This is a genomic window from Variovorax sp. PDC80, from assembly GCF_900115375.1.
Classification (GTDB): Bacteria; Pseudomonadota; Gammaproteobacteria; order Burkholderiales; family Burkholderiaceae_C; genus Variovorax.
In genome coordinates this window covers 164,186-182,333 of record NZ_FOWG01000008.1, presented here as the reverse complement: position 1 = coordinate 182,333, position 18,148 = coordinate 164,186, and the positions used below count along the sequence as shown (strand labels likewise).

Here is an 18,148-nt window from a genome sequence, read left to right as displayed (position 1 = left end):
CACATTCACAGCATCAAAAGAAAGCACAACATGCCACAACGTTGGGTCCGTTTCGAACACGCCGGAGAAGCCGCCTTCGGCACCCTGGAGGACGATGCCGTGCGCGAGTATCGCGGCGACATGTACGGCACGCCCGAGCCCACCGGCCGCGTGTTCGCGCTGGCCGGCCTGCGCCTCTTGTCGCCGAGCGAGCCGACCAAGGTCATCGCGCTGTGGAACAACTTCCACGCCCTCGGCGAGAAGCTCAAGCTCGCCGTGCCCGAAGAGCCGCTCTACCTGTTGAAGGCACCGAACTCCTTCTCGGCGCACGAGGCGCCGATCCGCAAGCCGCTGTGCGACGGCAAGGTGGTGTTTGAGGGCGAGCTCGGCATCGTCATCGGCAAGACCGCCACCGCCGTCTCCGAGGAGCGCGCGCTCGATCACGTGTTCGGCTACACCTGCGCCAACGACGTCACCGTGGCCGACATCCTCAACCGCGATGCCTCGTTCGCCCAGTGGGTGCGCGCCAAGGGCTTCGACACCTTCTGCCCCATGGGCCCGGCCATCGCCACCGGCCTCGATCCCGCCACGCTGGTGGTGCGCACCGTGCTCAACGGCGAGGAGCGGCAGAACTATCCGATCAGCGACATGCGGTTTTCCGTGCAGCGCCTGGTCAGCCTCATCTCGCAGGACATGAGCCTGCATCCCGGCGACGTGATCCTGTGCGGCACGTCCGTGGGCGTGGGCTCGATGAAGCCCGGCAGCCTGGTCGAGGTGGAGATCGACGGCATTGGCCGCCTCTCCAACCGCTTCGGCTGACGCGAAGAATTTCAACTCTTGGGGATCGACATGAAGATAGCAATCATCGGCGCGGGGGCCATCGGCGGCCTGGTGGGCGCCAAACTCGCGCTGGCCGGGGAGGACGTGACCTTCATCGTGCGCGGCGCCAACCTCCAGGCCATCGGCGCCAACGGCATCAAGCTGGTGTCGGCCGAGGGCGAGGAGCAGGTGGCGCGCAACGTGCGGGCCACCGACCGCTACGACGAGGCGGGGCCGCAGGACCTCGTGATCCTCGCGATGAAGGCGCACCAGGTCGAGGCCGTGGCCGACGACGTGGCCAAGCTCTTCGGGCCCGAGACCGCGGTCGTGACCATGCAGAACGGCATTCCCTACTGGTACTTCCAGAAGCACGGCGGCGTGCTCGAGGGCACCACCGTGCGCAGCGTCGACCCGCAGGGCGTGCTCAACACCAAGATCCCTTCGCGGCGCGTGATCGGCTGCGTGGTGTATCCGGCCTCCGAGCTGATCGCGCCCGGCGTCATCAAGCACATCGAGGGCGACCGCTTCCCGGTCGGCGAACTCGACGGCACGACCACCGAGCGCGTCGAGCGCATCGCGGCCTGCTTCGCCAACGCGGGCTTCAAGGCGCCGGTGCTCGACAACATCCGTTCCGAGATCTGGCTCAAGCTCTGGGGCAACCTGACCTTCAACCCGATCAGCAGCCTCTCGCACTCGACCCTGGTCGACATCTGCCAGTATCCGCCCTCGCGCGAACTCGCGGCCGCGATGATGCGCGAGGCGCAGGCCGTGGCGCACAAGCTCGGCATCGAGTTCCGCGTGACGCTCGAGAAGCGCATCGCCGGCGCCGAGAAGGTCGGCAAGCACAAGACCTCGATGCTGCAGGACGTGGAGGCCGGCCGCGCGCCCGAGATCGACGCGCTGGTCGGCGCGGTGGTCGAGCTCGCGCGGCTCACCGAGACCTCGACCCCCCACATCGACACCGTGTATTCGCTCGTGAAGCTGCTCGCGCGAACCATGGAAGAACAGCGCGGCCAGGTCCGGCTGCGCGAACTCGCCTGAGGACACTGACACCATGCGACGCCTTCGCAGCGCCAAGATCGTGGCCACGCTCGGTCCCGCCACTTCCGACGAGCCCGCGATCCGCGCGCTGTTCGAGCGTGGCGTGGACGTGTTCCGCCTCAACTTCAGCCACGGCACGCAGCACGACCATGCGCGCCGCCTCGAGACCATCCGCCGGCTCGAGAAGGAATTCGGCCGGCCCATCGGCGTGTTGCTCGACCTGCAGGGGCCGAAGCTGCGGCTGGGCACCTTCGAGGGCGGCCGCGCGCAGCTCGAGGCGGGCGCGCGCTTCCGGCTCGACATGGACCGCACCAGCGGCAACGGCCGCCGCGCGCCGCTGCCGCATCCCGAGATCTTCGCGGCGCTGCAGGAAGGCACCGAGCTGCTGCTCGACGACGGCAAGCTGCGGCTGCGCGTCGACCGCCACGGCGCCGACTTCGCCGAGACCACCGTGCTGGTGGGCGGCCCCATCTCCGACCGCAAGGGCGTCAACGTGCCCAGCGTGCTGCTGCCGATCTCGCCGCTGACGCCGAAGGACCGCGACGACCTCGACGTCGGCCTCGCGATGGGCGTGGACTGGGTGGCGCTCTCGTTCGTGCAGCGGCCCGAGGACATCGACGAGGCGCGCGAGATCATCGGCACGCGCGCGGCCATCATGGCCAAGCTCGAGAAGCCCGCGGCCATCGAGCACCTCGACGCCATCGTCGAGCGCTGCGACGGCATCATGGTCGCGCGCGGCGACCTCGGCGTCGAGCTGCCGCCCGAGCGCGTGCCCGAGTTGCAGCGCCAGATCGTGCGCGCCTGCCGGCTGCGCGGCAAGCCGGTGGTGGTGGCCACGCAGATGCTCGAGTCGATGATCGCCGCGCCGGTGCCCACGCGCGCCGAGGTGTCGGACGTGGCGACCGCGGTCTACGACGGCGTCGACGCGGTGATGCTCTCGGCCGAGTCGGCCTCGGGCAAGTACCCGCTCGAGGCGGTGGCGATGATGGACCGCATCGTCGCGCGCGTGGAGGCCGATCCCTCGTACCGCACCGGCATCGACGCGACGCATGAGAGCGCGCAGTCGACCACCGCCGACGCGGTCTGCGCCTCGATGCGCCAGGTGGCCGCGCTGCTCGCGCCGGCCGCCACCGTGACCTACACCTCCTCGGGCTTCACCAGCCTGCGCGCGGCGCGCGAGCGGCCCGCGGTGCCGATCCTGAGCCTCACGCCCGACATCGCGACCGCGCGCCGCATGGCCATGGTGTGGGGCGTGCATGCGGTGCTGGTGGACGACGTGCACGACGTGGGCGAGATGATCGAGTGCGCCTGCCGCACCGCGCATGCCGAGGGCTTCGCGCAGCCCGGCCAGAAGGTGGTGGTGGTGGCGGGCCTGCCCTTCGGCCAGTCGGGCACCACCAACCTGCTGCACGTCGCGCGTATTCCAAACCATTCCTGATCGCGAATACTTGACCGCGGTCATGCGGCGCGCGCGCCGCCGGCCATAGCATGGGACTTCCGAACGAAGCAGTTCTCCAGGAATCCCCATGAAGCACGCGACCCTGCGCCAGTTGAAGGTCTTCGAGGCGGTGGCGCGGCTCTTGAGTTTTTCGCGCGCGGCCGAGGAGCTGCACCTCACGCAGCCCGCGGTGTCGACCCAGGTGCGCAAGCTCGAGGACCACGCCGGCAACACGCTGTTCGAGCAGTTCGGCAAGAAGGTCTACCTCACGGCCGCGGGCACCGAGCTGCTGCAGCTCAGCCGCGCGATCATCCAGCAGTTCGAGGCGGCCGAGAACGCGATGCTGCAGTTCAAGGGCATCTCGGGCGGCAAGCTCAACGTGGGCGTGATCAGCGCGGGCGACTACTTCTTTCCGCGCCTCTTGGTGGAGTTCGCGGGCCGGCACCGCGGCGTGACGCTGAACTTCACGGTGCACAACCGCGAGGGCCTGCTCACGCACATCGCCGAGAACCTCACCGACCTCGCGATCATGGTGCGGCCGCCCACCGACCTCGACACGCTGAACCAGCCCTTCGCGCCGCACCCCTACGTGATCATCGCGGCGCCCACGCATCCGCTGGTGGGCGTGAAGGGCGTGCCGCTCAAGCGGCTGATCCGCGAGCCCTTCGTGGTGCGCGAGCGCGCGTCCGACACCTGGCATTCGATGGAGGAGGGCTTCGGCGCCGCGCTGTCCGAGATCAACATCGCGATGGAGATCCGCAGCACCGAGACCATCAAGCAGGCGGTGATCGCGGGCATGGGCGTGAGCTTCGTGTCGGCCCACACCATCAGCCAGGAGCTGCGCGCGGGCAGCGTGCGGGTGCTCGACGTGCAGGGCTTTCCGCTGATGCTCAACTGGTACGTGGTGCACCGCCGCGGCAAGCGGCTGCCGCCGGTGGCGCAGGCCTTCAAGGACTTCCTGCTGAACGACGGCACCGCGCTGATCTCGCAGATCGTGCCCTTCGATCCGGCGATCTGAAGGCGAAAAAAAAGAGCGCTCGCGGCGCTCTCTCTTCGGGGGGGAGCCTCGAGGGCTCCGGGCATCAACGCTGTTGCAGCGCGGCGCGCACGGCCTTGGCGAAGATCACGATCGGCAGCGCGGCGATCAGATCGCGCAGCACGCCGTTCGAGGCGAAAGAGGGGGCCTTGAGGGCGGCGGAATTCAGTGCGGTGTTGTTCATGGATGTGCTCCGAATACGGGTGGGTGGGAATGCGAACCTCCGAATTATAGGGTTTACCCTGGATTAGGGCAAACCACGAGTGACATGCCCTTTTCGCGAGCAGGGCGCGCCGAAGCACTCCAGAGTGGGCTGCGATGCGATCGACGCGATCGCGAGGAACCTGCCGAAGACGCCACCGACTTGCATCAAGCCGCGCCTCGCGTCGCGAGACCCGCGCGCCGTCGCGCGCGTTCTCATCGCACGCTAAGACGACCATGCTAGGGAATCCACGGGGGTCCGCGGCCGGGTCCCTTCGAGGGAACTTGACGAGGGTCAAGAGTTTTTGGGTCGCTGCAACCGACAGTCATCCGCACGCAGGAGGCTGCGGGTCGACGGTGTCGCGAAGCGGGGCCGACGGGACCGGAGGATCAGCCGAAGCGTGTCGATTGCGTGATGCGACGCCGTACTTGTTCGCATCTCTGCTTCGGGGACCGGTGACTCGGAACGAAACCGGCGGCGCCTCGATGCGATCCGCCGGACTTCAACTCAAACACAAAGATGAAGGACATTCAATGACTCGGCAAACGACCACGATCGCGGGTGCGAACCCCGCGATCTATTCCCCCTCGGGACACTCTGGCGCCGCGGCGGCGCAGCGCTCGCACAGTTACCGATGGGGGCAGCTCCTGATCGGCATCGTGTGCATGGCGATGATCGCCAACCTCCAATACGGCTGGACCCTGTTCGTCAACCCGATCGCGGAGAAGCACGGCTGGAGCCGCGCCGCGATCCAGGTGGCCTTCACCATCTTCGTGCTCACCGAGACCTGGCTGGTGCCGATCGAGGGCTACCTCGTCGACCGCTTCGGCCCGCGTCCCGTGGTGCTGGTGGGCGGCGTGCTCTGCGGCATCGGCTGGGTGATCAACTCCTTCGCGGCCTCGCTGCCGGTGCTCTACATCGCGGCGGCCATCGGCGGCATCGGCGCGGGCGCGGTCTATGGCACCTGCGTGGGCAATGCGCTCAAGTGGTTCCCCGACCGACGCGGCCTCGCGGCGGGCCTGACCGCGGCCGGCTTCGGCGCGGGCTCGGCGCTCACCATCATCCCGATCTCGGCCATGATCAAGAACAGCGGCTACGAGGCCGCCTTCCTGTATTTCGGGATCGGGCAGGGGCTGATCGTGTTCCTGCTCGCATGGATGCTGACGCGCGCGCCCGAGCATTCGAAGGCCGTGAACACCCGCAACGTGCAGCAGTCGCGGCGCGACTACGCGCCCTCCGAGGTGCTGCGCTCGCCCGTGTTCTGGGTGATGTACGCGATGTTCGTGATGGTGGCCGCCGGCGGCCTGATGGCGACCGCGCAGCTCGCGCCGATCGCCAAGGACTTCAAGATCATCGACGTGCCGGTGAACATCATGGGCCTGGTGCTGCCCGCGCTGACCTTCGCGCTGGCGATCGACCGCGTGCTCAACGGCCTGACGCGCCCGTTCTTCGGCTGGGTGTCGGACAAGATCGGCCGCGAGCAGACCATGTTCATCGCCTTCGCGATCGAGGCGGTCGGCATCCTGATGCTCTACAAGTACGGCCACAACCCGCTGCTGTTCGTGGTGCTGACCGGCATGGTGTTCTTCGCCTGGGGCGAGATCTACAGCCTGTTCCCCTCGACCTGCGCCGACACCTTCGGCGGCAAGTACGCGGCCTCGAACGCGGGCATGCTCTACACCGCCAAGGGCACGGCCTCGCTGCTGGTGCCGCTGTCGAGCGTGCTGGCCGCTAGCACCGGCAGCTGGGAGGCGGTGTTCTTCGTCGCGAGCGGCGTCAATGCCGTTGCCGCGCTGATGGCCTGGTTCGTCTTGCGCCCGATGCGTCGCCGTCACATCGAACGCAGCGAACTCCCGCACTGAGCGCCGACGGGTCGCGAGCCGCTACCATCGACGCCTTTGTCCAGGAGAACGGCGTGACCCTCTACAGACTCGACGAACATGAACCGTCCATCGACGCCAGCGCGCGCGTGGCGGACACGGCGAGCGTGATCGGTCAGGTCGTGCTCGGCGCGCGCAGCAGCATCGGGCCGCGCTGCGTGCTGCGCGGCGACAACGAGCCCATCACGGTGGGCGCGGGCAGCCACCTCGAGGACGGCGTGATGCTGCATGCCGACCCGGGCTTCCCGATGACCATCGGTGCCGACGTGACGGTCGAGCGGCACGTGATGCTGCACGGCTGCACCATCGGCGACGGCTCGGTGGTCGGCGAGGACACCGTGGCGCTCAACGGCGCGGTGGTGGGGCGCGAATGCATCGTCGCCACCGGCGCGCTGCTGACCGAGGGCAAGGTCTTTCCCGACCGCTCGCTGATCTCGGGTCGCCCGGCCAAGGTCACGGGCCAGGTCGACGATGCCGAGGCCGCGCGCCTCGTGCAGCGCGCGCGAGAACTGGCCGCGCGCTGATCCACACGGGGCCTCCGGCGCGAACGGCCCCGCGTTCTTCTCCTTCCGTTCCCGCGCGCCGCGACGGATTCGCGCGCGGAATACCTCGGTGTTGCGAACGGTTCGCACGCGTCCTTGCGAGGCCCCCGGATATTCCGGCCGCGGCCCAGCGAAAGAGTCCTTTTCACAGGGCTCGCTCGCATTGACACCACCCCTGTTTCGATGGAAATTGACCTGCGTCAAGGTCATCCGCGCGCGATTCATCGACAGTGAATCCCGAGGCAGATGACCGCGCGCGGCTTCCGGTCCCCGCACAGGGAGGCGAGCGCGAATTGACGCCACGATGACAACGGATCCGCCGGCAGGCAGACAGCGGCGGACCGGCAACGGCACCAGATCGGACGGGACCATGACAACAGAAGCGCTGAACGCGTACGCAGCACCGCACCTGGCCGCACCCGCGGCCTGCGTGGAGGCCGGCCAATGAGCGAGGCCCCGCGACTTTCCGCGGCCGACGAACTGGCCGAGGTGCGCCGCGTGCTCGACGCGCATGCGGACGAACAGGGCGCGCTGCTGCCGATCCTGCACGAGGTGCAGGACACGCTGGGCTACGTGCCCTCGCATGCGGTGCAGACCATCGCCGACGCGCAGAACCTCTCGCGCGCCGAGGTGCATGGCGTGATCACCTACTACCACCACTTCCGCGCCGAGCCGCCGGGCCGGCACGTGATCCAGATCTGCCGCGCCGAGGCCTGCCAGGCCATGGGCGCCGATGCGCTGCTCGCGCATGCCGAGAAGCACCTGGGTTGCGCGGTGCACGGCACCACCAAGGACGGCGCCTTCACGCTCGAGCCGGCGTTCTGCCTCGGCCTGTGCGCTTCCTCGCCCGCGATGACGCTCGACGACGAGCCGCATGCGCGCGTCACGCCGCACCGTTTCGAAACGCTGGTCGCACAGGCGGGAGATTGCGCATGAATGCCGCCGTGAAGATCTACGTGCCGCGCGATTCCGCGGCGCTCGCGGTCGGCGCCAACGCCGTGGCCCAGCGCATCGCGCAGGAGGCCGCCGCGCGCGGCCTCGCGATCGAGCTGGTGCGCAACGGCTCGCGCGGCATGCTGTGGCTCGAGCCGCTGGTCGAGGTCGAGACGCCCGCGGGCCGCATGGCCTACGGCCCGGTCACGGTCGACGAGGTGCCGGCGCTGTTCGATGCCGGGCTGGGCACGGGCGCGCGCTCGCATCCGCTGTCGCTCGGTCCCACCGACGAGATCCCCTACCTCAAGAAGCAGGAGCGCCTGACCTTCGCGCGCGTCGGCATCACCGACCCCGTGTCGCTGACCGACTACCAGGCGCACGAGGGCTACGCGGGCCTGCGCGCCGCGCTCGCGATGGCGCCGGCCGACATCGTGCAGCAGGTGCTCGACTCGGGCCTGCGCGGCCGCGGCGGCGCGGCCTTCCCGGCCGGTATCAAGTGGAAGACGGTGCTCAACACGCCGTCGGAACAGAAGTACATCGTCTGCAATGCCGACGAGGGCGACTCGGGCACCTTCTCCGACCGCATGACGATGGAGGGCGACCCCTTCGTGCTGATCGAGGGCATGACCATCGCGGGCATCGCCACCGGCGCGACGCAGGGCTACATCTACGTGCGCTCCGAGTACCCGCATGCGATCGCCGCGCTCAACGAGGCGATCCGCCATGCGGAGGCCGCGGGCTTCCTCGGCGACAACGTGCTGCGCTCGGGCAAGCGCTTCCGGCTCGCGGTGCGCAAGGGTGCCGGCTCCTATGTCTGCGGCGAGGAGACGGCATTGCTCGAGAGCCTCGAGGGCAAGCGCGGCATCGTGCGCGCCAAGCCGCCGCTGCCGGCCATCGAGGGCCTGTTCGGCCAGCCCACGCTGATCAACAACGTGATCACGCTGGCCAGCGTGCCGATCATCCTGGCGCGCGGCGCCACCTTCTACCGCGACTACGGTGTGGGCCGCTCGCGCGGCACCTTGCCGATGCAGCTGGCCGGCAACATCAAGCACGGCGGGCTGGTCGAGAAGGCCTTCGGCGTCACCTTGCGCGAACTGCTCTACGACTACGGCGGCGGCTCGGCCTCGGGCCGGCCGATCAAGGCGGTGCAGGTCGGCGGCCCGCTGGGCGCCTACCTGCCCGAGTCGCAGTGGGACCTGCCGCTGGACTACGAGGCCTACGCGGCCGTCGGCGGCACCGTGGGCCACGGCGGCATCGTGGTGCACGACGACACGGCCGACCTCTCGAAGCTGGCGCGCTACGCGATGGAGTTCTGCGCGCTCGAGTCGTGCGGCAAGTGCACGCCCTGCCGCATCGGCTCGACGCGCGGCGTCGAGGTCATCGACAAGATCCGCGGCAACCAGAACCGGCCGCAGCAGGTGATCCTGCTGCGCGACCTGTGCAACACCATGGTCCATGGCTCGCTGTGCGCGATGGGCGGCATGACGCCGTTCCCGGTGCTCTCCGCGCTCGACCACTTCCCGCAGGACTTCGGCATCGAGGCACCCGACCGCAAGGCCGCCTGAGCCCCCAGAGAAAGCAAAGACATGTTGAACCATCTCAAGGAAACCGACTACGGCACGCCCAAGCGCGAATCCGAGCGCGAGGTCACGCTGGAGATCGACGGCACCGAGGTCACGGTACCGGCCGGCACCTCGCTGATGCGCGCGGCCGTCGACGCCGGCATCCAGGTGCCCAAGCTGTGCGCCACCGACAGCCTCGAGCCCTTCGGCTCGTGCCGGCTGTGCCTGGTCGAGATCGAGGGCCGCCGCGGCTTCCCGGCTTCGTGCACCACGCCGGCCGAGGCCGGCATGAAGGTGCGCACCCAGACGCCGAAGCTGCAGGACCTGCGCAAGGGCGTGATGGAGCTCTACATCTCCGACCATCCGCTCGACTGCCTGACCTGCTCGGCCAACGGCAACTGCGAGCTGCAGGACATGGCCGGCGTGACCGGCCTGCGCAACGTGCGCTACGGCTTCGACGGCGCCAACCACATCAAGAGCGAGAAGGACGAGTCGAACCCGTACTTCACCTACGACCCCTCCAAGTGCATCGTGTGCAACCGCTGCGTGCGCGCCTGCGAGGAAACCCAGGGCACCTTCGCGCTGACCATCAGCGGCCGCGGCTTCGAGTCGCGCGTGTCGCCGGGCCAGGACCAGCCCTTCATGGAATCGGAGTGCGTGAGCTGCGGCGCCTGCGTCGAGGCCTGCCCCACCGCCACCCTGCAGGAGAAGTCGGTGATCTGGCTCGGCCAGCCCGAGCACAGCGTGATCACCACCTGCGCCTACTGCGGCGTGGGCTGCGCCTTCAAGGCCGAGATGAAGGGCAACGAGGTGGTGCGCATGGTGCCGTGGAAGGACGGCAAGGCCAACGACGGCCACTCCTGCGTGAAGGGCCGCTTCGCCTGGGGCTATGCCTCGCACCAGGACCGCATGCTCAAGCCCATGATCCGCCAGAAGATCACCGACCCGTGGCAGGAGGTGAGCTGGGACGAGGCCATCAACTATGCGGCCGGCGAGTTCAAGCGCCTGCAGGAGAAGTACGGCCGCAACGCCATCGGCGGCATCACCTCTTCGCGCTGCACCAACGAGGAAACCTACCTGGTGCAGAAGCTGGTGCGCGCGGGCTTCGGCAACAACAACGTCGACACCTGCGCCCGCGTGTGCCATTCGCCCACGGGCTACGGCCTGAAGCAGACGCTGGGCGAATCGGCCGGCACGCAGACCTTCCAGTCGGTCGAGAAGTCCGACGTGATCATGGTCATCGGCGCCAACCCGACCGACGGCCACCCGGTGTTCGCCTCGCGCATGAAGAAGCGGCTGCGCCAGGGCGCGAAGCTGATCGTGGTCGACCCGCGCCGCATCGACATCGTGAAGTCGCCGCACATCCGCGCCGCGCATCACCTGCAATTGCGCCCCGGCACCAACGTGGCGGTGGTCACGGCGCTCGCGCACGTGATCGTCACCGAAGGCCTGATGGCCGACGAGTTCGTGGCCGAGCGCTGCGACACCGCCTCGTTCGCCGAATGGAAGGCCTACGTCGAGCGCCCCGAGCAGTCGCCCGAGGCCACGGAAGCCTTCACCGGCGTGCCGGCCGCCGAGATGCGCGCCGCCGCGCGGCTGTTCGCCACCGCCGGCAACGGCGCCATCTACTACGGCCTGGGCGTGACCGAGCACAGCCAGGGCTCGACCACCGTGATGGGCATCGCCAACCTCGCGATGGTCACCGGCAACGTGGGCCGCGAGGGCGTGGGCGTGAACCCGCTGCGCGGCCAGAACAACGTGCAGGGGTCGTGCGACATGGGCTCGTTCCCGCACGAGCTGCCGGGCTACCGCCATGTGTCGGACAGCACCACGCGCGGTTCCTTCGAGGCCGCCTGGGGCGTGCAGCTCGACCCCGAGCCGGGCCTGCGCATTCCGAACATGTTCGACGCCGCGATCGGCGGCAGCTTCAAGGGCCTGTACTGCGAGGGCGAGGACATCGTGCAGTCCGACCCCAACACCCAGCACGTGGCCGCCGCCATGATGGCGATGGAATGCGTGGTGGTGCAGGACATCTTCCTCAACGAGACCGCCAAGTACGCGCACGTGTTCCTGCCGGGCTCCTCCTTCCTCGAGAAGGACGGCACCTTCACCAATGCCGAGCGCCGCATCTCGCGCGTGCGCAAGGTGATGCCGCCGAAGGCCGGCCTGGCCGACTGGGAAGTCACGGTGAAGCTGGCGAATGCGCTCGGCTACCCGATGAGCTACAAGAACCCCGAGGCGATCATGGACGAGATCGCCGCGCTGACGCCGAGCTTCCACGGCGTGAGCTACAAGCGCATCGACGAGCTCGGCAGCATCCAGTGGCCCTGCAACGACGCGGCGCCCGAGGGCACGCCGACCATGCACATCGACAAGTTCGTGCGCGGCAAGGGACGTTTCATCGTCACGCAGTACGTGCCGACCGACGAGAAGGTCACGCGCCGCTTCCCGCTGCTCCTGACCACCGGGCGCATCCTGTCGCAGTACAACGTGGGCGCGCAGACGCGGCGCACCGACAACAACATGTGGCACGGCGAGGACCGGCTCGAGCTGCATCCGCACGACGCCGAGGAGCGCGGCGTGAAGGACGGCGACTGGGTCGGCATCCAGAGCCGCGCGGGCGAGACGGTGTTGCGCGCGACGGTGTCCGAGCGCATGCAGCCGGGCGTGGTCTACACCACCTTCCACTTCCCCGAGTCGGGCGCCAACGTGATCACCACCGACAACTCCGACTGGGCCACCAACTGCCCCGAGTACAAGGTGACGGCGGTGCAGGTGATGCCGGTGATGCAGCCCTCGGCCTGGCAGCAGGAGTACAGCCGCTTCAACCGGGTGCAGAACGAGCTGCTCAATGCGGCTTCGGCGGCCTCGGCGCCTTCGCCGTCGAACGAGACGGTGCCGGCCAAGTAGGGCACGGGAGCGCAGCGCCATGAACATCGCCACCCTGCCGCTCGCGAGCGCCGACACGGCCGCCTTCTGCGAAGGCGCGCGGCTGCTGCCGGTGCGCGGCGTGCGCGGCGGCCAGCCGTTCGCGGTGCAGGACTGGGTGGCCGAGGAAGTACCGGTGGCGCTCGAATACAACGGCATCTCGCACGCGGTGATGCTGGCCACGCCGCTCGACCTGGAAGACTTCGCGCTCGGCTTCTCGCTGAGCGAGGGCATCCTCGATGCGGCGCACGAGCTCTACGGCAGCGAGATCGAGAGCGCCGAGCGCGGCATCACGGTGCGGCTCGAGGTCTCGGCGGCCGCTTTCGCGCGGCTCAAACAGCGGCGCCGTTCGCTGGCCGGACGAACCGGCTGCGGCCTGTGCGGCACCGAGAGCCTGGCGCAGGTGGCGCGCGAGCTGCCGGTGCTGGCCGCGGGGCCGTCGTTCGAACGCGCCGCGATCGGCCGCGCGATGGCGCAGTTCCAGTCGCTGCAGACATTGCAGGAAGCCACGGGCGCGGTGCATGCCGCGGCCTGGTGCTCGGCCGATGGCGAGGTCGTGTGGCTGCGCGAGGACGTGGGCCGCCATAACGCGCTCGACAAGCTGGTGGGCGCGCTCGCGGCCAACGAGGTCGATGCCGCGGCGGGCTTCATCGCCGTGACCAGCCGCGCGAGTTTCGAGATGGTGCAGAAGGCCGCGATGGCCGGCGTCTCGCTGCTGGCGGCGGTGTCGGCGCCGACCTCCTTCGCGGTCGAGACCGCGCAGCGCGCCGGGCTCACGCTGGTGGGCTTCGCGCGGCGCGAGGACCTGGGGGTCTACAGCCACCCGCAGCGCCTGCCGGCCGACACGGTGCCGGCGGCGGCCGCAGCCAACGGGCGGCGCCCGCATTGATGACGAACAACCTCACGACGACAACGAGCGGAGACACAGCGCATGCATGACCAGTCGGTGCAATTGATCAAGATGGCCAACCAGATCGGCACCTTCTTCGAGGCCCAGACCCCGTCGGATGCCGGGGCGGCCACGCAGGCCATCGCGGCGCACCTCAAGTCCTTCTGGGCGCCGAGCATGCGGCTGGCGCTGGTGGAGAGCTTCGACCAGGGCAAGGCGCAGGCGATGCTGCCGATCGTGGCCACGGCCGTGCGCGACCACCGCGCCAAGCTTCTGCCCGACGGCGGGCACATGGTGGCCGAGGCGAAGCTGCTCTATCCGCAAGGCGGCGGCGACGCAGGGTGAAACCCGGCTACACCGCCGCGTGCGACAAGGCCTTCGCCTCGCGCCGCTCGGCGTTGCGCGCGCGGCGCCGCTCGTGCGCCTGCAGCAGCGATTCGTAGTAGAGGCCCAGCGGCATCGCCACGAACACCATGCCCGCGACGTAGATCACGAGGCTGGTGATGGGGAAGCTGTCGCCGCCCCAATGGGGAACGGAAGCCGCCGCCGCGATGGCGGCGACGATCGCGATCGCGGCGCGGAAAGCGCCGCGCAACCAGGCGATGCGGGTCTCGTCGCCCTGCGGTGCATCGTCTGTTGGACGGTCTGATGCCGTGTTCCTCCCGCCTTTGTCTCCGTGCTCGTTCATCGTCGGCTCCTTGGAAGGCGTCTTCGATGATTCTTATCACGCGCCATCGCGGGGTCAAGATCGAAGTCCCGTACGAAACGCGGCTTCGTGCATGACGCGCGCGCCGCATGCGTACCTCAGTCGTACTTCACGGTGTAGATCAGGTCGAGGCCGCTGGTCTGTCCGGCCTGGCCGCGCAGGGTGAGGCGCTGCGTGAGGTCGTAGAAGATGAACAGCGTGCCGAAGGTGCCGCCGATGCTGCGCTCGTAGGTGACGTAGAAGTCCTTCGACAGCCGCTTGCCGAAGGTGACGGCCGAATCGCGCACGTCGCCGCCGCTGCCCGGGCCCTTGAAGCCCAGTTCGTCGAGGCCGAAGCGGCTGGCCAGGCTGCCGCCGCTGGCGCCCTTGCTGATGCGCCCGAGCAGCGAGAGCGCGGCCTGCTGCAGCAGTGCCGATTCGCCGCCGCTGGTGGCCGAGGCGCGGCCGAGCACCACCCACGACAGCGTCTCGGCATCGGACAGCGCGGGCTCCGAATAGAGCTTCACGCGCGGCGACTGCGCGCTGCCGCTGATCTGCACGCCGGCGCGCTGCGTGATGTTGGGCCGGATCGCGAGGATGTCGAGCTGCGGGTTGTCGTAGGGACCGTTGAAGCGCGCGATGCCGGTCTCCACGTCGAGTTGCTGGCCGTAGGCGCGGTACTGGCCCTTCACGGTCTTCACCTCGCCGGTGATGCGCGGCGGCGCATCGAGCCGCGTGCTGCGGATGTCGAGCTGGCCCTCGAGCCGGGTCGTGATGCCGCGGCCCTGCACCGCGAAGTCGTCGCCGAGGTCGAACTCGACCGCGATGTCGGGCGGCTTCGCGGTCTGCGGCTTCGCGGCCTGGGCCGCCTGCGCATCGCTGCGCGCGGCCTCGCGCTCGCGCGCCTCGGCCGCCTCGCGGTCCTTGGCGGCCGAGCGCACGATCACGTCGCTGCCGAGGCTGGGTGCGGTCTCGTCGGGCAGGATGATCACGGCGCGGTCGGTCTTGAGCTTGCCGCGCACGATGAACTGCCGGTTCTCGAGCCGCGCCTGCAGGTCGCCCGACAGGGTGACCTGGCGGTCGGTGCGCACCAGCACGCGCAGCGCGCGCAGCTCGGCCTGCAGCGCCATGCGGATGCCGGGCGCGCCGGCGGCCGTGCCCGCGCCCGACCAGTTGAGTTCGCCGCGCGCGCTCAGCGTGCCGCCATCGGTGCCGGCCTCGCTGGCCGCGGTGCTGCGGTTGCCGCTCTGGCCCGCGATGCGCGCCGTGCTGCCGGCGCCGCCCTTGAGTGTGAACTCGGCGATCTCGACGCGGTCGCCCGACAGGTTGGCGCGCAGCCGGCCGTCGCGCAGGTCCAGGCCCTCGACCGGCGCGCGCAGCGCCAGCTTGTCGGCGCCCAGCGTGCCGTTCCAGCGCGGCGCCGCGCGGCTGCCCGAGAGCGTGGCATTGGCGTCGAGCGTGCCGGCCACGCGCCAGCCCGGCGGCGCGAGCATCGACCACACGCCGAGGTTCGGCAGCTTGGCGGCGACGCGGCCCGTGAGCGGCGCGTCGGGCGCCCACTGCCAGCCGCCGGCGCGCTGCTGGAAGCGCGTGCCGGCCTCGGCATCGATCTGGCCCGCGCGTTCGCTGTCCCAGGCCAGCGTGGCGCGCACCGCCTCGCCCTGGGCATCGAGCCGCAGCTCGGCGCGGCGCAGCCCGGCCGGCGTGCTGGGGCTCAGGCCGGCTTCGCTGGAATTCATCTTGCGTTCGCTCGCGGTACCGGTGCCGCGGCTCTCGATGCGCGTGATCAGCGCGGCCTCGCCGGCCTGCACGCGGATGTCGCCGCTCTGGCGCGCGAGCCGGGCCTGGGCGCGCAGCGTGTCGCCGGCATCGATGTCCCAGTCGCCGTCGAAGATCAGGTCGCCGCTGATGCCGAGTTCGCCGAAGGTGGTGCTGGCGCCGAAGGCCTCGGCCCAGGACATCGGCAGGCCCTTGAGCTCGCCCTTCGACTGCACGCGGAACACGCGATTGGCGGCGGCGCCGCTCTGGCTGAAGCGCAGCGGCTGCCAGTCGATGCGCACCGTGCCGGGCACCGGGCCGCGCAGGGTGGCGCCGGCGGCCGAGGCCTCGACCTCGAGGCGGTCGCTGCCGGTGCGCACCGTGGCCGTGACCTCGCGGCCGAGTTCGAGCACCCAGGGCGACTTCTGCGTGGCGGGCTGGGTGCTGTCCTGTGCCTGCAGCCGCAGGCTGGCGAGCGCGGCGCGCCATTGGCCGGCGCCCGCGAGGCCGCCGCTGGCGCGCGTGTCGAGCACCAGCTTCTGCGTGCCGGTGGCGGCCTCGCCCTGCAGCGACAGCGTGGCCTGCGCGATGCTGCCCGCGAGCTCGGCGCGCAGCGCGCTCAATTGCACCTGGGTTGCAGCGCCGCCGGCCTGGGCCGCGGGCAGCAGCAGGTCGAGCCTGGGCACCGCGAGGCTGGCCTTCAGGCTGGGTTCGGCGTTGCCGCGCGCGAGCGGCGCGGCGGGGTTCTGCAGCCGGCGCTGGAAGTTCTGCCAGCCACCCTGCCAGCTCGCGTCGAGCCGGGCCGAGCCCTTCGCGCTGCGGCCCGCGAACAGGCCTGCCATCTCGGGCAGGCTCTCGATCCAGCGCTGCACGGCCTCGGTGTCGTCGATGCGCGCCTTGAGTTCGCCCGTGCCCTGCGCGGGCGCCATGCGGGCGTCGAGCTGCGCCTCGGCGCCGGGCAGCGCGAGCTTCAGGTTGCCGCTGCCGGCCTGCTCGGCCACGCGCACCTGCAGCTTGCCCTCGACGCTGGCGCGCTGCGCATCGATGCGCAGCGTGCGCAGGTCCAGCACCTGGTCCTTCCACTGGCCCTGGGCCAGCACGCGGTCGAGCCCGAAGCCCGGCAGCGCCTTGCTGCCGGCGCCGCCCTCGGCGCGCAGCGCGAGGTCGAAGCCGATGCCGCCGTTGTCGTCATCGCGCTGCTGCGCGGTGACGCGGCCGCTGATCGGCGCTCCCGAGAGTTCGCTGTACAGCGCGCCCAGCCGCACGCCCTGCACCTCGGCGCGCGCCTGCCAGGGCGCGGGCGCGGGGCTCCAGCGGCCCGCGGCCTCGATGCGGCCGCCGCCCGCGCGCAGCGTGGCCTGCGGGATGTCCCAGCTGGTGCCGTCGTAGCCGACCTGGGCCTGCAACTGCTCGAGCGGCAGCTTGCCCTGGTCCCACGGGCCGGGCCGCGCGTTGCGCAGGTCGGCCTGGGCCTTCCAGGCGGCGGGGCCGGTGGCGGCATCGGGTTCGAGCGCGACGCTGCCCGTGAGCAGCGTCTGCGGCGCGCCGGGCCACAGGCTCGACGCGTCGACGTTGCGCAGGTCGGCCTTGGCCGCGATCACGGGCTGCGGCTGCCAGGGCGCGATGGTGGCTTCGAGCTTCGCCTCCATCGGGGCGTCGGCATCGGGCTCGGCCGGCGCCAGTTCGGCCTGGACGTTCAGGCGCGCGTCGGCGCCCGCGAGCGTGCCCTGGATGCCGGCCTTGGCCAGCACCTCGAGGCTGCGTTCCTCGGGCAGCGGCGCCTTCACGCGGCCGTCGAGTGTCGCCTCGATCGCCATCGGCGCCGCGCCCTGCAGCTTCACGCGCGCGCTGTAGTGGCCTTCGGCGATGTCGACGCCCTCGACGTCGAGCTTGTGCTCGCCGCCGGTGTAGCGGTAGTGGCCCGCGAGCCGTTGCGCCTGCAGCGCGGGCGGGCCGGCCCAGCGCAGTTCGTCGATGCGGAACGGCAGGTCGACCTCGACCGGCAGCACGATCTTCTCGAGCGGCTCGGCGGGCTTGTCGCTGGGCGCACCGCGCCGCTCGATCAGCAGCTGCGCCGCATGCACCTCGCCGAGCTGCACCTTGCGCTCGAACAGCGGCGCGAGCTGCCAGCCGATCTTGGCCTCGTGCACCTCGACCGCGAGGCTCTCGCTCTGCCAGCGCAGCCAGCCGATGCGCCCGCCGGTGCGCAGCGAGCCCGTGACCTCGCGGCTCTCCAGCGTCTGGCCGGCCGGCAGGTAGGCCGCGGCCTTGGCGAGCGCGAAGGCCAGCGACTGGTTCGAGCCCAGCCACCACCAGGCGACGCCCAGCACCAGCAGCAGCGCGACGAACAGGCCGGCGACGGTCCAGGCCAGCGCGCGCAGGGCGCGGCGGGTGCGCGAGCGCCGGGCCGGCGGCGTGGGCGGGGTGGGAGTCTCGGTCGCTGCGTTCGCCATCGT

General features: G+C 70.3%; 14 protein-coding genes. 11 read left to right on the top strand and 3 right to left on the bottom strand.

Annotated features, from left to right (window positions below):
* Nucleotides 1-30 precede the first annotated feature (30 nt).
* From BM109_RS23165 to BM109_RS23150, 4 genes are all read left to right on the top strand, one after another.
* Complete coding sequence (locus BM109_RS23165) at nucleotides 31-798, top strand: fumarylacetoacetate hydrolase family protein (protein ID WP_093347803.1); 768 nt, start codon at nucleotides 31-33, stop codon at nucleotides 796-798.
* Nucleotides 799-828: 30 nt separating this feature from the next.
* Nucleotides 829-1,839, top strand: a complete 1,011-nt coding sequence (locus BM109_RS23160) for a 2-dehydropantoate 2-reductase (RefSeq protein WP_093347800.1) — start codon at nucleotides 829-831, stop codon at nucleotides 1,837-1,839.
* 13 nt (nucleotides 1,840-1,852) lie between these two features.
* Entirely contained in the window at nucleotides 1,853-3,277 is a 1,425-nt protein-coding gene (pyk, locus tag BM109_RS23155) for a pyruvate kinase (RefSeq protein ID WP_093347797.1), read from the top strand.
* 88 nt (nucleotides 3,278-3,365) lie between these two features.
* Entirely contained in the window at nucleotides 3,366-4,295 is a 930-nt protein-coding gene (locus BM109_RS23150; RefSeq protein ID WP_093347794.1) for a LysR family transcriptional regulator, read from the top strand.
* Between the two features lie 64 nt (nucleotides 4,296-4,359).
* Here BM109_RS23150 and BM109_RS41285 read toward each other — a convergent pair whose 3' ends face one another.
* Entirely contained in the window at nucleotides 4,360-4,497 is a 138-nt protein-coding gene (locus tag BM109_RS41285; protein ID WP_177239439.1) for a hypothetical protein, read from the bottom strand.
* Nucleotides 4,498-5,048: 551 nt separating this feature from the next.
* Between BM109_RS41285 and oxlT the strand changes: the two genes are divergently transcribed.
* The 7 genes from oxlT (at nucleotide 5,049) to BM109_RS23115 (ending at nucleotide 13,594) form a co-directional block, all read left to right on the top strand.
* Entirely contained in the window at nucleotides 5,049-6,377 is a 1,329-nt protein-coding gene (gene oxlT, locus BM109_RS23145; RefSeq protein ID WP_093347791.1) for an oxalate/formate MFS antiporter, read from the top strand.
* A 53-nt stretch (nucleotides 6,378-6,430) separates the two neighbouring features.
* The gene (locus BM109_RS23140) at nucleotides 6,431-6,919 is read left to right on the top strand and encodes a gamma carbonic anhydrase family protein (protein ID WP_093347789.1); all 489 of its coding nucleotides are present in this window, start codon (nucleotides 6,431-6,433) and stop codon (nucleotides 6,917-6,919) included.
* A gap of 462 nt (nucleotides 6,920-7,381) precedes the next feature.
* On the top strand, nucleotides 7,382-7,873 hold the full coding sequence (locus tag BM109_RS23135; protein ID WP_093347786.1) for a formate dehydrogenase subunit gamma: 492 nt from the start codon (nucleotides 7,382-7,384) through the stop codon (nucleotides 7,871-7,873).
* Complete coding sequence (locus BM109_RS23130; RefSeq protein ID WP_093347783.1) at nucleotides 7,870-9,435, top strand: formate dehydrogenase beta subunit; 1,566 nt, start codon at nucleotides 7,870-7,872, stop codon at nucleotides 9,433-9,435. Before BM109_RS23135 ends, BM109_RS23130 begins: the two co-directional genes overlap by 4 nt.
* Before the next feature lie 21 nt (nucleotides 9,436-9,456).
* Nucleotides 9,457-12,342, top strand: a complete 2,886-nt coding sequence (gene fdhF / locus BM109_RS23125; protein WP_093347779.1) for a formate dehydrogenase subunit alpha — start codon at nucleotides 9,457-9,459, stop codon at nucleotides 12,340-12,342.
* 19 nt (nucleotides 12,343-12,361) lie between these two features.
* Nucleotides 12,362-13,249, top strand: a complete 888-nt coding sequence (fdhD, locus tag BM109_RS23120; protein ID WP_093347776.1) for a formate dehydrogenase accessory sulfurtransferase FdhD — start codon at nucleotides 12,362-12,364, stop codon at nucleotides 13,247-13,249.
* A gap of 42 nt (nucleotides 13,250-13,291) precedes the next feature.
* The gene (locus BM109_RS23115; RefSeq protein WP_093347774.1) at nucleotides 13,292-13,594 is read left to right on the top strand and encodes a formate dehydrogenase subunit delta; all 303 of its coding nucleotides are present in this window, start codon (nucleotides 13,292-13,294) and stop codon (nucleotides 13,592-13,594) included.
* Between the two features lie 7 nt (nucleotides 13,595-13,601).
* On the opposite strand, the gene BM109_RS23110 is transcribed toward BM109_RS23115, so the two are convergent.
* Both BM109_RS23110 and BM109_RS23105 read right to left on the bottom strand, forming a co-directional pair.
* Nucleotides 13,602-13,937: a hypothetical protein gene (locus tag BM109_RS23110; protein ID WP_093347772.1), complete on the bottom strand. Its 336-nt coding sequence runs from the start codon at nucleotides 13,935-13,937 to the stop codon at nucleotides 13,602-13,604.
* A 116-nt stretch (nucleotides 13,938-14,053) separates the two neighbouring features.
* On the bottom strand, nucleotides 14,054-18,145 hold the full coding sequence (locus BM109_RS23105) for a translocation/assembly module TamB domain-containing protein (protein WP_093347771.1): 4,092 nt from the start codon (nucleotides 18,143-18,145) through the stop codon (nucleotides 14,054-14,056).
* Nucleotides 18,146-18,148: the final 3 nt, after the last annotated feature.

Coding starts and splice junctions, on each gene's coding strand:
- BM109_RS23165 (WP_093347803.1), top strand. CDS start 31: ATGCCACAACGTTGGGTCCGTTTCGAACACGCCGGAGAAGCCGCCTTC.
- BM109_RS23160 (WP_093347800.1), top strand. CDS start 829: ATGAAGATAGCAATCATCGGCGCGGGGGCCATCGGCGGCCTGGTGGGC.
- pyk (WP_093347797.1), top strand. CDS start 1,853: ATGCGACGCCTTCGCAGCGCCAAGATCGTGGCCACGCTCGGTCCCGCC.
- BM109_RS23150 (WP_093347794.1), top strand. CDS start 3,366: ATGAAGCACGCGACCCTGCGCCAGTTGAAGGTCTTCGAGGCGGTGGCG.
- BM109_RS41285 (WP_177239439.1), bottom strand. CDS start 4,497: ATGAACAACACCGCACTGAATTCCGCCGCCCTCAAGGCCCCCTCTTTC.
- oxlT (WP_093347791.1), top strand. CDS start 5,049: ATGACTCGGCAAACGACCACGATCGCGGGTGCGAACCCCGCGATCTAT.
- BM109_RS23135 (WP_093347786.1), top strand. CDS start 7,382: ATGAGCGAGGCCCCGCGACTTTCCGCGGCCGACGAACTGGCCGAGGTG.
- BM109_RS23130 (WP_093347783.1), top strand. CDS start 7,870: ATGAATGCCGCCGTGAAGATCTACGTGCCGCGCGATTCCGCGGCGCTC.
- fdhF (WP_093347779.1), top strand. CDS start 9,457: ATGTTGAACCATCTCAAGGAAACCGACTACGGCACGCCCAAGCGCGAA.
- fdhD (WP_093347776.1), top strand. CDS start 12,362: ATGAACATCGCCACCCTGCCGCTCGCGAGCGCCGACACGGCCGCCTTC.
- BM109_RS23115 (WP_093347774.1), top strand. CDS start 13,292: ATGCATGACCAGTCGGTGCAATTGATCAAGATGGCCAACCAGATCGGC.
- BM109_RS23110 (WP_093347772.1), bottom strand. CDS start 13,937: ATGAACGAGCACGGAGACAAAGGCGGGAGGAACACGGCATCAGACCGT.
- BM109_RS23105 (WP_093347771.1), bottom strand. CDS start 18,145: ATGGCGAACGCAGCGACCGAGACTCCCACCCCGCCCACGCCGCCGGCC.